The following is a 12,506-nucleotide window of genomic DNA, read 5'->3' as shown; positions in this document are numbered from 1 at the left end:
CTATTTAACCCTACTTCTTTACCTATGAAAAATCTTTTACCGGCGCTAGCTCTATCGTGCAGCATCCTCTTTGCTTGTCAAAAAAAAGACGATCCAAGCCCTGCGGATACCTCCCAATTAACCGAAGTAACGTTTGCCGTCTCAGATTTCTCCCAGTCTGATGCTGCAATTAACAAATCAACAGCATCCATATCTGCCCTGGGAGACACGTTGCGAAACCATGCTGATTATTTGTATGCTTATATTTTTTCCAGCAATGGATCAGCAGCACCGGTTTATCTGGAACAGACATCTGCTTCGGCGACTTTCGGAACGCTCTCTGCAAGCCTGACTCCGGGTCCGTATATTGCGGTTTTCGTAGCCTCGAGACTACCAACAAATTTTAACGGCATCACCCGATATTCCTCGCTATCGATGCAGCCCGGGATGGACGATATATTCATCACCAATCAATTTTCTTTTACAGTTGGCACAGAAGCAAAAACTGAGAGTGTGAGGTTAACCCGCTGGACAGGCGCCGTTGAAGTCAACATTGAGGATGCGATCCCAACGAACGCTTCCAAAATCGTTATTGAAACTCCTGATGATTCATCCGGTTGGGTGTTCTCGGCGGGACAATACACGGGAGCCGACAATACCTTTTCGTCTAAAGAATTCGTGCTTACCAGTGCAGATAAAGGTCAGATGAACAGAAAGTTCCTGATGTATATCTTTAATCAATCATCAGGAATGACTTTTAAAATCAAAGCGTTCGACAGCCAAAATATACTGATAGCAGAAAAGACGGTTAATAACGTAAGTGTGCAGAGAAACCGAAAAACGCTGTTAAGCGGTAAGCTATTCAGTTCTACCACATCATTCAGTATAACGGTCAACCCGTATTGGGCTGCACCGGGAAATATAGTGTCGTTTTAAAGCTTCTGGCGATGGTGATACATTTTCGCCGTGCTGCTCGTTGAAAATCGGATTGCGAATCCTCATTAGGGCGTCGGGATTGCAAATCCCGGCGAGCGAGTGGAGCGAATAGATTTATCTTAATTGAAATCCAGAATTCACAAACCATATATATCTATTATGGAACACAAAACAGCAAGCGACTTAGTTAAAGACGCAAAGCAATCAATCGAAAACCTATCTCCTGAAGAAGTAGATGAAGAGCTATCAAACAACGATATTACCTTGATTGACATTCGCGAAAGCGAAGAGTTGAAGCAAAATGGCCGTATTGCAGGCTCGGTGCATGCGCCCCGGGGTATGCTCGAGTTTTATGCAGATTCTACGCTTCCCTACCATAAACAAGAGTTCGATAAAAATAAGCGACTCATTTTACACTGCGCCTCCGGCGGACGTTCGGCACTTGCTGCTGCTACCCTGAAACAGATGGGATATGAAAATGTAGCTCATATGGACGGAGGTATAAATGCGTGGAAGCAATCTGGAAAGCCGGTTATTGAAGGATGATGGTGATTGGGGAAATGATCGCCGTAATCTCCTTTGCCGCAGAAGTTAGTCCCAATATGTAATCTGGACACAATAATTCCAGACTTGCAAGCCATGGCATAAAACAGGATTAGCAGCGTTACTGCCTCACGTAATTGAATGGTTGCGTATTTACCCGTCCGGTATATAAACAGATACTACTATCTATGCCAGGGCGTCGGGATTGCAAATCCCGGCGAGCGCGAGTGAATACTCAGAAGGAGTCCCCATGGGCCCGGGATAGCCCCGCACAATGGCCGCGCAGTATGAGTGTAACGCAGAAGCCTTGAGAATAGCAGCAAACGGGGCATTTTCAAATCCCTTAAACCGTCTTAATTTATTCCCCCTCCGATAAGGCCCTTCCACAGCCAGATTTAGAACTTTGATTAACTTACTCTTTACCACCATGTTACTGAAATGATTTTGCATTCCTTCTTTTAATGTCTTTATTTGCAAAAAAAGCTTCTTGAATGGCAAAAAATCTACTCATAGTTGAATCACCGGCAAAAGCAAAGACAATAGAGGGGTATTTAGGCAAAGATTTCCTTGTAAAATCGAGCTATGGCCACATTCGTGATCTGGTAAAAACCGATGATGCGATAGATATAAACAATAACTTCGACCAAAAGTATGAGGTTCCGGCAGATAAAAAAGCCGTGGTAGCAGAACTTAAAAAACTAGCAAAGGAGGCCGAAACGGTATGGCTTGCATCGGATGAGGACCGCGAAGGAGAAGCTATTTCATGGCATCTGTTTGAGACGCTGGGCCTTAAAGAAGACAAAACAAAACGAATTGTTTTCCACGAGATCACTAAGCCTGCCATTTTAAAAGCAATAGAAAGCCCCAGAAAAATAGATTACAACCTGGTACATGCCCAACAGGCACGGCGTGTACTCGACCGATTGGTGGGTTTTGAGCTTTCTCCTGTTTTATGGAAAAAGGTAAAACCTTCTTTATCTGCGGGGCGTGTACAATCTGTTGCAGTGCGACTTATCGTTGACCGTGAGCGTGAAATCAATGTTTTTAAGCCCACAGCAGCTTATAAGATCGTAGCCATTTTTTCGACAGGAAAAGCAAAAGAATTATTCAGAGCAGAACTGCCTGAAAGATATGATACCGAAGCAGAAGCAACCAAATTTCTGGAGGATTGTATTTCCGCATCCTATACCATTAACAGTTTAGAAACGCGACCGACGAAACGCAGCCCTGCTCCTCCTTTTACAACATCTACCTTGCAGCAGGAAGCCAGCAGAAAATTAGGTTTCTCGGTTTCGAGAACGATGACAGTGGCACAGAAACTATACGAATCGGGAAAGATCACCTATATGCGTACCGATTCGGTAAACTTGTCTGAGACGGCATTAAATGCGGCTGCCGCCGAAATAAATTCGGCTTATGGTGCACGATATTTTGAGCAGAGGAAGTTTAAAACGAAATCTGCCGGCGCTCAGGAAGCCCACGAGGCCATCAGGCCGACGTATTTTGAGCAGCACACCATCAGCGGCGATGCATCTGAAGTTCGTTTATATGATTTGATCTGGAAACGGGCCATCGCGTCGCAGATGAGCGAAGCTCAGTTCGAAAAAACAACTGCAAAAATTGGCATCTCCACACGAAAAGAGAATTTTGTAGCCAACGGTGAGGTAATGAAGTTTGATGGCTTCCTGAAGGTTTATATGGAGTCTACGGATGAAGAGACAGAGGTTCACCTGGATGGAGAGGAAACTGACAATGCTATTCTTCCGCCACTGAGTAAGGGACAATCGCTGCAAGCCCAGGAAATAAAAGCCACAGAGCGTTTCAGCCGGCCACCTGCGCGATATACCGAAGCGAGTCTGGTAAAAAAACTTGAGGAGTTGGGCATCGGACGTCCGTCTACCTATGCGCCGACAATCTCGACCGTTCAAAACCGCGGATATGTGGTAAAAGAAGACAGAGATGGGAAATCCAGAAGCTTTTGCGTGTTCACACTAGCAAATGGTAACTTAAAAAAAGAAACTAAAACTGAAATAACAGGCGCGGAGAAATCTAAGCTCTTCCCTACCGATATCGGTGCAGTAGTAAACGACTTCCTGGTACAACATTTTAAAGGCATTGTCGACTTTCATTTCACCGCTACGGTAGAAAAGCAGTTTGATGAAATTGCACAGGGCTTAACCGAATGGACGGAAATGATCAAATCATTTTACAGTCCGTTTCACACCGAGGTTGAAAACACCATACAAACGGCCGACAGAGCCAGTGGTGAACGTTTACTGGGTGTGGATCCGGCCAGCGGAAAGAACGTTTATACTAAAGTAGGCAAATTTGGCCCGCTTGTGCAGATTGGCGAAGTGGATAATGAAGAGAAACCCCGTTATGCAAGCTTGTTAAAGGCGCAGTCGATCTCATCTATCACTCTTGAAGAAGCACTTGAATTGTTTAAGCTTCCGATGAAACTTGCCGATTATGAGGATAAAGAAGTTATTATTGGCGTAGGGCGCTTCGGCCCATATGTAAAATGGGGTGAAGCGTTTATTTCTCTGCCTAAAAACGAAGACCCGCTCTCTGTTACTCAGGAGCGTGCTGTAGAAATAATCAAACAAAAAATAGAAGTAGATGCTCCGGTAGCAGAGTACAAAGGCCATCCGGTAACGAAAGGAAAAGGACGCTTTGGACCATTTATTAAATGGAATGATCTGTTCATCAATGTTCCTGCACGCTATAATTTCGACAACCTGAATCAGGCTGAGATTGAAGAACTTATTGATAAAAAGCTGGAAAAAGAAGCCGGACGATTTATCCAGCAATGGGAAACCGAAAAGATAGCGATTGAAAACGGCAGATGGGGGCCCTTTATTCGTTTTGGCAAGCAAATGCTGAAGCTGGGTAAGAACCCTGCTACCAATCAGAAGTTTACGCCTGAAGAGCTGGCGGTGCTGCCGCTTGATGAAGTAAAAAAGCTCATCACCGAACAAATTCCTGATGCTTTTGAACCAAAAGGGAAAAACAAAACAAAAAAGGCGGCGGTTAAAAAGAAGTAAAGTTTATAGCGTAGCATTCTTTGGGCGCTTTGTCATTTCGACGAAAGGAGAAATCTTAACATAAATTAGAGATTGTTCCCATACTCAACGACACCATTGCAATAACATGAAGAAAGACCTTCCCGAAAACAGAGTTGAAGATATCGCAGTAGCAGTAGTTCTGGAAAACGCCACCCCCGAAAGCAAAAGCTGGAACGTATACCTGGTTAACCTTAAGGATGAGCCGATAGAAACCGTTCTGGTTAGTTCTAAAGGATACGGCACTAAAGACGGCGAAGAAGTAAAAACGTCCATCCTGCGCCATTCAATAGGCAATGTGGGAGCTAAAGACTACGCTAAAATCGAGGCTATAGACGAGCAGGTATTCGGACTAACGAATGAGTATTGGCTCAGTTATTATATTGGCGGAAACATCTACGACAAGAAATTTATCTTTTTGCCGGAAAGCATTCTTGAGTCAAATTTCATCCGGATACCGGTTCTGAATAAGGTTGGGGTGATGATAGGATAAACATCCCTCGAAAGACATTGTTGAGAGCCCACGATCTAAAGTTGCGAAGCACTTCGTCTAGTGAAATCGCTATTAAATTCCGTGAGTTTGCATGCAAATAGCCTGACAAATGGTATTCGCTAATAAAACCCGAGCAAATCCCGTAGGTTCGTTCATCGCCCACAAACTTTCTACTACTTGCCGGAAGAAATCTATGCCCCGGTACATCCCTTTCCGACTTTCCCAATCATTTACTATAATTGGGAAAGAAAACATCTAACATGCTCGAAAACATTGACCTTTCACAACTGCTTGTGCTCGATATCGAGACCGCTCCACAGTATCCTTCCTACCGGGAAGTACCCGAAAACTTTAAGGAATTATGGGACCTAAAAACCCAGAATCAGCGTAAGGAAGAATCCGCAGAAGAATATTATCCCCGGGCAGGAATCTGGGCAGAGTTCGGAAAAATCGTTTGCATCTCGGTTGGTATTTTCACTAAGGAGAATGACGAGTTGGGGCTTCGGGTTAAATCGTTCGCCAGCGATGACGAATGTAAAATATTGGCAGATTTCATCACGCTTCTGAACAAACAACCCTCTTCGTTAACCCTCTGTGCACACAATGGTAAAGAGTTCGATTTTCCCTATATCTGCAGGCGTACATTGATAAATGAACTTTGCATCCCTTCTCAACTACGCATCAGCGGAAAAAAGCCATGGGAGATCAACCATCTGGACACGATGGATTTATGGAAGTTTGGAGATTATAAAAACTACACATCTTTAAATCTCTTAGCCGCCATCTTCAATATCCCTACACCTAAGGATGATATCAGCGGAAGCGATGTACACAGGGTGTACTGGCAGGAAAGAGATCTGAACCGGATCAAAACCTATTGCCAGAAAGATGTAATCACTACGGCGCAATTAATTCTAAAATTCAAGAGCCGTTCTTTAATTGAAGAAGAGCAAATTTTAATTGTTGATTAATACAGCAAGCAATTCCGGCAGATTTCTGTTATACTTACAATTCAAAAAGGAACACTCTGCTAATGGCGAAAAAGAAATCAAATCATATAAAACTGGTATTTACCCAGCTCATCAAAGATCTTGTTGAAAAAGAGGGAAATAAGCCCCTTAACTACAAGCAAATCTCTGCTAAACTTAACCTGCATGACGCTGAGTCAAGGCAAATCATTATGGAAGTTCTCGAGGATGAGAGTTTCAAAGGCACCTTCAAGAAGATCGAGAAAGGAAAATACCAGCTTAAAGAATTAAAAACTTTCTTAACAGGCACTGTAGCAATCACAACGGATGGGTCGGGCTTTATCATTCCTGATGACGAGTTCGAAAAAGACATTTATGTAGCCCCCAGAAAGCTTAAGACCGCGCTGCATAACGACAAGGTGAAGGTGTATGTATATGCCAAAAGCAACGGAAAACGCAAAGAAGGTGAAGTTGTAGAGATACTGGAACGAGCGAAAATGGAGTTCACCGGTATTGTTAAGGTATCCGAACGCTTTGCTTTTTTCATCCCCGACGACCGGAAGATGGTTCATGATATTTTTATTCCCTTATCCGATCTAAACGGCGCGACACAAGGTGAGAAGGCGATCGCCAAAATCACCGAATGGCCGGAAGATGCCAAAAACCCTATTGGCGTAATTACCAGGGTGCTTGGAAAGCAGGGAGAGCACAATACAGAAATGAATGCCATTCTTGCGGAATATGGCTTTCCGTTACAGTTTCCTGAAGAAGTTGAAAAAGATGCTGAGGAAATCTCGGAGATCATTACCGAGGAGGAAATCAGCAAACGCCGGGATTTCAGAGACATCCTGACCTTCACCATCGACCCGTTTGATGCCAAAGATTTTGACGACGCTATTTCTTTTCAGAAGTTAGAAAACGGCAATTACGAAATAGGCGTTCACATCGCGGACGTATCTCATTATATAATTCCTGATTCAGCACTGGACAAAGAGGCTTTCAACAGGGGAACATCCGTATATCTCGTAGACAGGGTTATTCCGATGCTACCAGAAAAGCTTTCAAACGGACTTTGCTCGTTAAGACCAAAAGAAGATAAGCTTTGCTTCGCAGCTGTTTTTGAACTGGATTCAAACGCCAATGTGGTGAATCAGTGGTTTGGAAAAACGGTTATTCATTCCGACCGGCGCTTTTCGTACGAAGAAGCCCAGGAAATCATCGAAGGGGAATCGACCGAACTTTTCGAAGAAATGAAAATCCTTAACGAACTGGCTTACAAGCTTCGCGAAAAGAAATTTAAAGAAGGTGCCATCAGTTTTGAATCTACCGAAGTTAAATTCAAATTGGATGATGCCGGAAAACCAGTCGGGGTTTACGTAAAGGAACGTAAAGACGCGCATAAGCTTATTGAAGACTATATGCTATTAGCTAACCGAAAAGTGGCGGAGTTTATGGCAAAAAAAGGCAAAGGTAAGCAGAAATACACGTTCGTTTATCGGGCTCACGACTCGCCTAAAGAAGACGCGCTTCTCAATTTCGCCAATTTTGCGATTCGGTTTGGGTATAAAATTAATACTAAAAACGACAAAGAAATCGCCAGATCACTTAACCATCTGATGGAGGATGTCGAAGGGAAAAAAGAACAAAATGTGCTGACACAACTCGCCATACGTTCTATGGCGAAAGCTATTTACACCACTAAGAAAACCAGTCATTATGGTTTGGCGTTCGATTTTTACACGCATTTCACCTCTCCTATTCGTCGTTATCCGGATGTAATGGTACACCGCCTGCTTGAGCATTATCTGGCCGGAGGGAAATCTGTTGGAGAAGAAGAATATGAGAAAAAATCTATTCATGCTTCCCAAATGGAGAAGAAAGCAGCCGATGCGGAGCGCGCCTCTATTAAGTATAAACAAGCCGAATATCTGGAAGATAACATTGGACGGGAATATGACGGACTAATTTCTGGCGTAACCGAATGGGGTATGTACGTGGAAATCATCGAAAATAAATGCGAAGGCATGATCCGCCTGCGTGATATTGCTGATGATTTTTATGTGTGGGATGAGAAAAACTATTGTATCATCGGCCAGCGGAAGAAGAAAAAATATCAGCTTGGCGACGAAGTGAAGATCCTTGTTAAAAAGGTGGATCTGGCGAAGCGACAGATAGATTTTACGCTGGTGCAGGAAAATAAACAGGATAAGGATTGGGGATTTTAGGAATATAGCCAGAGGCTCAAAGGCACCAGGTTAACTTTTTGGTGGAAGATAATATCATCTGCGAACTTAAAGCGGTTGACCTTGTTAATCCTGTGTGGGGGCTCAGATTATAAGCCATTTGAAGCTTTCCAAAAAAGGTATTGGATTTTTAATCAACTTCAATGTTCCATTGATAAAACAGCGTATTAAACGTTTCATTAATAGTTAAATAAAAGCTGTCATTGACGCAAATAGCTAGTGCCTTTGAGCCTTGGTGGCAAAAAATTACCTTTGCGTCTTTTCGCTATTATCTAATAACACATGTACAACATCTCCCAACTACAAGATTTAATCAATAAAGAGATCGCCGAGAAGCAATACCCGGGCAAACCTGCAGAGCTATACGAGCCTATCCGTTACATTATGGCCCTTGGCGGAAAACGTATGCGTCCGGCTCTGCTGCTTATGGCCTGCGACCTGTTCGAAGGCAGCATTATGAAAGCCCTGCAACCTGCAATGGGCATTGAAGTGTTCCATAATTTCACGTTAGTACATGATGATATTATGGATAAAGCTCCGCTTCGGCGTGGTAATCCAACGGTTCATGAGAAGTGGAATGACTGTATCGCTATCTTATCCGGAGATGTAATGCTGGTACAGGCCTATCAGCTGATGATGAGTGTTGATGATTCAATTCTCCGCGAAGTATTGAATATCTTTTCGGAAGTGGCTACCGGTGTGTGTGAGGGACAACAAACCGATATGAACTTTGAGACGCTTCAGGAGGTCAGCATTAACGAGTACTTAGAGATGATCCGCCTTAAAACCGCGGTGCTTCTTGCTGGAAGTATGAAGATCGGTGCAGTTATTGGTAAAGCCGAACAAGAACACGCCAACGCCATTTATCAATTCGGAGAAAACCTGGGATTGGCTTTCCAGCTTCAGGATGACATTCTGGATGTTTACGGCGACCCTGAAAAATTCGGCAAACAGGTAGGCGGTGATATTATCGCTAACAAAAAGACATTTCTTTTGATAAAAGCATTAGAACTGGCCGAAGATTTAGACAAAGAAGAGCTCAACCATTGGTTAAATGAGGAAAATACAGATCCGGAAGTGAAGGTAAATGCCGTAACGGAAATTTATAGTCGCTTAGGCGTGCGGCAACTCGCCGAACATCAGATGAATACTTTTGCGGAAAAGGCGCTGTCGTCGCTGGAGAAGATCCCGGCAAATTCTGAGAAGAAAAAAGCGCTGAGGGCCTTTGCAGAACAGCTTTTGATCCGGGAGAATTAAGAACCTCCCCCCAGCGCTCTGAGCTTCCGCACCCTCTCCTGAAGAAGAGGAGCTTATGCGCTTATAAGGCGGCTTATCATTTCGATGGTATGCAGGAATCAAATGCTTTATTCCTTGAAACACTTCTTGGTATGACAGCTAAAAACACAAAAGCCCTGTTAATTCAACATTAACAGGGCTTTTTAATATTTTGAGTTGATTACTCAGCCGGTGCAGCTTCTGCCTCTGCAGTGTCTGCAGCTTCAGTAGCCTTAGCTTTTTTAGGAGCTTTAGCTTTAGGGGCTGCTTCAACCGGTGCAGCGTCTTCCAAAACTGGCTTTGCAACAATCGGAGTAACGACTTCTCTGATATCTTCTGGTTCTAAAGGAAGAATAGAAACATAAGATTTATTATCAGCTTTTTTTCTGAAAACTACTGTTCCATGAGTTAAAGCAAATAAAGTATGGTCTTTACCAATACCTACGTTTTTATCAGGATGGTGTTTAGTACCACGCTGACGAACGATAATGTTACCAGCAATTGCCAACTGACCACCGAAAATTTTGATTCCCAGACGTTTGCTATGCGACTCTCTACCGTTTCTGGAACTACCGGCTCCTTTTTTATGTGCCATTGTATTTTATCTTTTAAATCGGAAAAACCGACTAGTTTAAACAATCAATTAAGCGCCAAGCCAGGTTTTGACTTTTTACTTTTAAATTTTACTTTAATGAAATCCCTGTGATTTCGATTTTAGTGAACTGCTGGCGGTGACCATTTCTCTTTTTGTAACCTTTTCTACGTTTCTTCTTGAAAACGATTACTTTATCACCTTTTAAATGAGACACGATCTTAGCAGAAACTTTAGCGCCTTTCAGTGCATCAGCACCTACTTTGAAATCACTACCATTAGCAGCTAACAATACATTGTCAAATTCAATACTAGCGCCCTCATCTCCTTGTAAACGGTGTACAAAAAGGTGCTGGTCTTTTGCAACTTTGAATTGCTGCCCGGCTATATTTACTATTGCGTACATTGTTATGTATTTTTTTAAATGAGGTGCAAATATAGGGATTATATTTTTTAAAGCAAATCTGGATTTAGAAATTTAAACTCTCATTATACCGTTTTAACATCCTTAGCATCATAATCCTCAATATCGGTGATATAATTGTTTCGAATCAAAAACTCGAAGAGCGGCTTTGCCTCGTCGGATACCGGCATATTCCGTGTAGTAATAATTTGATTAGTATTTTTATCGAGATATGGATACGCGTAAAGCTTCACATTTCTACTGAATAAATCACTTACATAGGCCAGCAATTCATCCGTATAATTCTCTGGAAAGCTTGATGAGTCGAATATCCGTTTAAGGTTAGCAATATTCGTCGAAATACCAACACTGCTTGGTTTACAGCGCGAAAGATATAGCGCCAGCTTATGGTTCCGTGTAAAGTTAGAGACGATAACGTTATTGCCGGTCGCGCATAGTTCTTCGGCCTTTTTTGCAAAATCTGTTAAATCCTGCGCATTAAGTTCCTTTTCCTCGCCCAGCATGTTCGACATCAACACCTCAATCATCACAATAATATTTTTATCCTTTATATTTTGCGAACGCTTGAACTGCTCTACTGCCCGGTTAAATAAGTCAAAGTTAGGGATAGATCTTTGCTTATACTTTGTTCTAAGAATCATGATATTCTTCTTGTACAGCAGATCGTTGGATTGGCATGCATTTGCAGACTTATCGAAAATAGCGGCGCTTGAAAAGCCCTTCGCAATAAGGTAAAGGTTAACAAGCCGGTCGTTGGCTTTTTCAAAAACCGGTCCCCTAAGGTTAATTACGTCAATTTCAACAGAACCTATGGATAGGTTATCTACCAGCGATTCGATCATCGTCTGCACATCATCCCGGTAGAAATAGGCCGCATAAACCAGGTTTACACCTATAATTCCAAGCACATTTTGCTGAAGCGTGGCATCACTATCGAGAAGCCGTACATGGAAAATAATATCATTCGCTTCGGCTTCGGGATTTGCCTGAAAGCGAATTCCCATCCAGCCGTGCGGATCATTTGTTTTATTAAAATTAAGAGTGGTTACGGTGTTGGCAAAGGCGAAGAAACTACGTCCCTTATATTTATCTCCGATCAGGCGCTCTGTAAGTAACTCAAATTCATGCGAAAGCATTTTCTTCAACCGTGATTTACTAACGTATCTCCCCGATTCTTCCACGCCATATATGGAGTTACTGAATACCATATCATAAGCAGACATGGTTTTAGCAACAGTTCCTGAAGCCGCCCCGGCGGTAAAAAAGTTTCGGGCCACTTCCTGACCTGCGCCAATTTCTGCGAACGTTCCATAAATGGCGGGGTCAAGGTTTATCTTAAGAGCTTTTCTCTTCGTTTCCGGAATTTCTCTAACCATAAGCCCAAACTTACAAAATTGAAAATTGCGTCAATAAAAAAAGCGCTGTTTTATTCAAACAGCGCTTTCACAACCTAACCTAAACTAAATACCAATAGAGTCATCAAATGACTTAAAACTTTATTTAATCGCTATTTCGCGAGTCAGAGATTTCGCTTCTTCCTTCTTAGCAACGGTAATCCTCAGGATACCGTCCACATACTCAGCATCGATTCTTTCCTGATCTGCCGTTTCGGGCAAAGTAAATGAGCGTACAAAAGAAGAATAGCTATACTCGCGCTTGTTATAGCGTTTTTCATCCTGATTGTTTTCAGCTTTTCGCTCGACAGAAACGCTTAACACATACTTGTCAAGATTGATCTTGAAATCTTCTTTTTTCAACCCCGGAGCGGCTAACTCGATATGAAAATCGTTGTCTGTTTCAGCGATATTCACTGCGGGAACTTTAGTTGTTAGCCGGTCTGAGATAAATGAATCGTTAAACATAGATTCAAAAACATCAGTGAATGGGTTCAAAGCATTGCTTTTTGCACCATTTGAGAACTTTACCAGTGTCATTTTGAAATCCTCCTTTTATTTTTTTTCTTTTTTTGGAGACAATAAATCAACTGCTGT

At 42.6% G+C, this 12,506-nt stretch carries 13 protein-coding genes; 8 read left to right on the top strand and 5 right to left on the bottom strand.

Annotation, left to right across the window (positions count from 1 at the left end; translation table 11 throughout):
- Positions 1-24 precede the first annotated feature (24 nt).
- Both J3P43_RS16095 and J3P43_RS16090 read left to right on the top strand, forming a co-directional pair.
- Entirely contained in the window at positions 25-915 is an 891-nt protein-coding gene (locus J3P43_RS16095; RefSeq protein WP_255904336.1) for a DUF6562 domain-containing protein, read from the top strand.
- A 159-nt stretch (positions 916-1,074) separates the two neighbouring features.
- Positions 1,075-1,461, top strand: coding sequence for a rhodanese-like domain-containing protein (locus J3P43_RS16090; RefSeq protein WP_255904334.1), 387 nt, complete (start codon positions 1,075-1,077; stop codon positions 1,459-1,461).
- Positions 1,462-1,644: 183 nt separating this feature from the next.
- Here the strand turns inward: J3P43_RS16090 and J3P43_RS16085 are convergent, their stop codons facing one another.
- A complete protein-coding gene (locus J3P43_RS16085) occupies positions 1,645-1,908 on the bottom strand; it encodes a hypothetical protein (RefSeq protein WP_255904332.1) in 264 nt (87 codons plus the stop codon).
- A 41-nt stretch (positions 1,909-1,949) separates the two neighbouring features.
- Between J3P43_RS16085 and topA the strand changes: the two genes are divergently transcribed.
- The 6 genes from topA to J3P43_RS16060 all read left to right on the top strand — a co-directional run bounded on the left by topA (position 1,950) and on the right by J3P43_RS16060 (position 9,481).
- The gene (topA, locus tag J3P43_RS16080; RefSeq protein WP_255904330.1) at positions 1,950-4,502 is read left to right on the top strand and encodes a type I DNA topoisomerase; all 2,553 of its coding nucleotides are present in this window, start codon (positions 1,950-1,952) and stop codon (positions 4,500-4,502) included.
- 106 nt (positions 4,503-4,608) lie between these two features.
- Positions 4,609-5,013 carry a hypothetical protein gene (locus tag J3P43_RS16075; RefSeq protein WP_255904328.1) on the top strand — a complete coding sequence of 135 codons (405 nt, stop codon included), beginning with the start codon at positions 4,609-4,611 and terminating at the stop codon, positions 5,011-5,013.
- A gap of 260 nt (positions 5,014-5,273) precedes the next feature.
- Positions 5,274-5,984, top strand: coding sequence for a 3'-5' exonuclease (locus tag J3P43_RS16070; RefSeq protein WP_255904326.1), 711 nt, complete (start codon positions 5,274-5,276; stop codon positions 5,982-5,984).
- 62 nt (positions 5,985-6,046) lie between these two features.
- Positions 6,047-8,206 carry a ribonuclease R gene (gene rnr / locus J3P43_RS16065; protein ID WP_255904324.1) on the top strand — a complete coding sequence of 720 codons (2,160 nt, stop codon included), beginning with the start codon at positions 6,047-6,049 and terminating at the stop codon, positions 8,204-8,206.
- 94 nt (positions 8,207-8,300) lie between these two features.
- The gene (locus J3P43_RS19725; RefSeq protein ID WP_369414809.1) at positions 8,301-8,414 is read left to right on the top strand and encodes a GxxExxY protein; all 114 of its coding nucleotides are present in this window, start codon (positions 8,301-8,303) and stop codon (positions 8,412-8,414) included.
- A gap of 92 nt (positions 8,415-8,506) precedes the next feature.
- Entirely contained in the window at positions 8,507-9,481 is a 975-nt protein-coding gene (locus J3P43_RS16060; RefSeq protein WP_255904322.1) for a polyprenyl synthetase family protein, read from the top strand.
- Positions 9,482-9,680: 199 nt separating this feature from the next.
- Here J3P43_RS16060 and rpmA read toward each other — a convergent pair whose 3' ends face one another.
- From rpmA to J3P43_RS16040, 4 genes are all read right to left on the bottom strand, one after another.
- A complete protein-coding gene (rpmA, locus tag J3P43_RS16055) occupies positions 9,681-10,094 on the bottom strand; it encodes a 50S ribosomal protein L27 (protein WP_255904320.1) in 414 nt (137 codons plus the stop codon).
- 88 nt (positions 10,095-10,182) lie between these two features.
- Positions 10,183-10,497 (bottom strand): 50S ribosomal protein L21, encoded by a 315-nt coding sequence (rplU, locus tag J3P43_RS16050; protein ID WP_255904318.1) that lies wholly within the window; start codon positions 10,495-10,497, stop codon positions 10,183-10,185.
- Between the two features lie 83 nt (positions 10,498-10,580).
- Positions 10,581-11,891, bottom strand: a complete 1,311-nt coding sequence (locus J3P43_RS16045) for a nicotinamide mononucleotide adenylyltransferase (RefSeq protein WP_255904316.1) — start codon at positions 11,889-11,891, stop codon at positions 10,581-10,583.
- Between the two features lie 120 nt (positions 11,892-12,011).
- Positions 12,012-12,449 carry an Hsp20/alpha crystallin family protein gene (locus J3P43_RS16040; RefSeq protein WP_255904314.1) on the bottom strand — a complete coding sequence of 146 codons (438 nt, stop codon included), beginning with the start codon at positions 12,447-12,449 and terminating at the stop codon, positions 12,012-12,014.
- Between the last annotated feature and the right edge of the window lie 57 nt (positions 12,450-12,506).

The sequence above is a fragment of the Paradesertivirga mongoliensis genome, assembly GCF_024436395.1.
In the GTDB taxonomy this organism is placed as follows: Bacteria; Bacteroidota; Bacteroidia; order Sphingobacteriales; family Sphingobacteriaceae; genus Paradesertivirga; species Paradesertivirga mongoliensis.
Note: the sequence above shows the minus strand (reverse complement) of the source record. Positions and strands in the feature narration are given on the sequence as shown.

Excerpts from the sequence above, each read along its gene's own strand:
- rplU (WP_255904318.1), bottom strand. The coding sequence starts at position 10,497 with ATGTACGCAATAGTAAATATAGCCGGGCAGCAATTCAAAGTTGCAAAA.
- J3P43_RS16075 (WP_255904328.1), top strand. The coding sequence starts at position 4,609 with ATGAAGAAAGACCTTCCCGAAAACAGAGTTGAAGATATCGCAGTAGCA.
- J3P43_RS16090 (WP_255904334.1), top strand. The coding sequence starts at position 1,075 with ATGGAACACAAAACAGCAAGCGACTTAGTTAAAGACGCAAAGCAATCA.
- J3P43_RS16060 (WP_255904322.1), top strand. The coding sequence starts at position 8,507 with ATGTACAACATCTCCCAACTACAAGATTTAATCAATAAAGAGATCGCC.
- rnr (WP_255904324.1), top strand. The coding sequence starts at position 6,047 with ATGGCGAAAAAGAAATCAAATCATATAAAACTGGTATTTACCCAGCTC.
- J3P43_RS16045 (WP_255904316.1), bottom strand. The coding sequence starts at position 11,891 with ATGGTTAGAGAAATTCCGGAAACGAAGAGAAAAGCTCTTAAGATAAAC.
- J3P43_RS16070 (WP_255904326.1), top strand. The coding sequence starts at position 5,274 with ATGCTCGAAAACATTGACCTTTCACAACTGCTTGTGCTCGATATCGAG.
- J3P43_RS16085 (WP_255904332.1), bottom strand. The coding sequence starts at position 1,908 with ATGCAAAATCATTTCAGTAACATGGTGGTAAAGAGTAAGTTAATCAAA.
- J3P43_RS16095 (WP_255904336.1), top strand. The coding sequence starts at position 25 with ATGAAAAATCTTTTACCGGCGCTAGCTCTATCGTGCAGCATCCTCTTT.
- topA (WP_255904330.1), top strand. The coding sequence starts at position 1,950 with ATGGCAAAAAATCTACTCATAGTTGAATCACCGGCAAAAGCAAAGACA.
- rpmA (WP_255904320.1), bottom strand. The coding sequence starts at position 10,094 with ATGGCACATAAAAAAGGAGCCGGTAGTTCCAGAAACGGTAGAGAGTCG.
- J3P43_RS16040 (WP_255904314.1), bottom strand. The coding sequence starts at position 12,449 with ATGACACTGGTAAAGTTCTCAAATGGTGCAAAAAGCAATGCTTTGAAC.